Below are 1,047 nucleotides of genomic sequence, written 5' to 3' on the forward strand. Positions count from 1 at the left end.
ACATGGGCTGGCGGTTGGTGGCGGCGTCGGGCGATATCGATATCCGGGCGCTGAAGGACAGCATCAACCTGCTGGCAAAACTCAACATCACCGCCAACGCCGACCGCATCACGCTGACGGCCAAGACCGAGCTGGTGGTGCAGGGCGGCGGCAGTGCCACCACCTACAACGCCGGCGGCATCACCCATGTGACCACGGGCCCGTACACCGCCCACGCGGCGACCTTTGCGCACACAGGCCCCAAGAGCCTGGCGGGGACCTTCCCCGAGCCGCCCAAGCCCGGCAAAGGGAACCTGGAGTTGTTCAACCAGTACGCCAGCCTCAAGGGCATCAAGGAGGGCGACTTCGAGGTGCTCGATGCGCTGGGTACCCGCCTCAAAGGCGCACTGGATGCCAAGGGCTTCATCAGTGTCGCGGGTGCTGCGCCGGGGCCGGCCAGTGTGCTGTTCGGCCGTGACCCTGCGGATACCTGGAGTGTTGGCAGCTACTTCGCCACAGCGGCCAAGCCGGTAGTGCCGGGTGGCGAAGATATCGCGGCGCAAGCCAAGACGCTGGCGAGTACCGCAATGGGGGCGATGAATGCCGTGAAGGACGCCGTACAGGCCGTGCAGCAGGTGCGCAGCAACCCGTTGGGCGCGCTGCAGGGTGCGGCGCAGGGCATGCCGCAACTGGCCGGCGTGCCGGGCCTGGACACGCTGAAAACCGCCAGCGATGCCTGGCAGACCGCGCAACAGGTGCACAGCACCGTGCAGGCCGCGAGCGAGGGTTTGCCGCAACTGCTGACGGCGGTGGCGCCGTCTGCCCCCCAGGTGTTGAGCGCCGCGAAAAAGGCCGGTGACTTGCCGGGTGTGCCAACGACTCTGCCTTCTACCACTCCTTTCGAGGCCCCGGCGCTGCTGATGGGCGAGATGCTGTCATGACCACTGAAAGTGCTGCTGAAAAAAATCGCGAATCGCAGGTAGCCATCGTTCCGCTCGACCAGGTGGGCCTTGAAGACATGGGCCTCGCTGCGGGGCATATCGATGAATGGTTGCGTGACATCAGCGA

The 1,047-nt window shown here is 65.7% G+C and carries 1 protein-coding gene; it reads left to right on the plus strand.

The window, feature by feature from the left end:
* Nucleotides 1-920: DUF2345 domain-containing protein (locus KUO17_RS26150; RefSeq protein WP_217978443.1), on the plus strand; the 920-nt coding region annotated here is incomplete at its 5' end.
* Nucleotides 921-1,047: the final 127 nt, after the last annotated feature.

Source organism: Pseudomonas aegrilactucae (assembly GCF_019168305.1).
GTDB lineage: Bacteria > Pseudomonadota > Gammaproteobacteria > Pseudomonadales > Pseudomonadaceae > Aquipseudomonas > Aquipseudomonas aegrilactucae.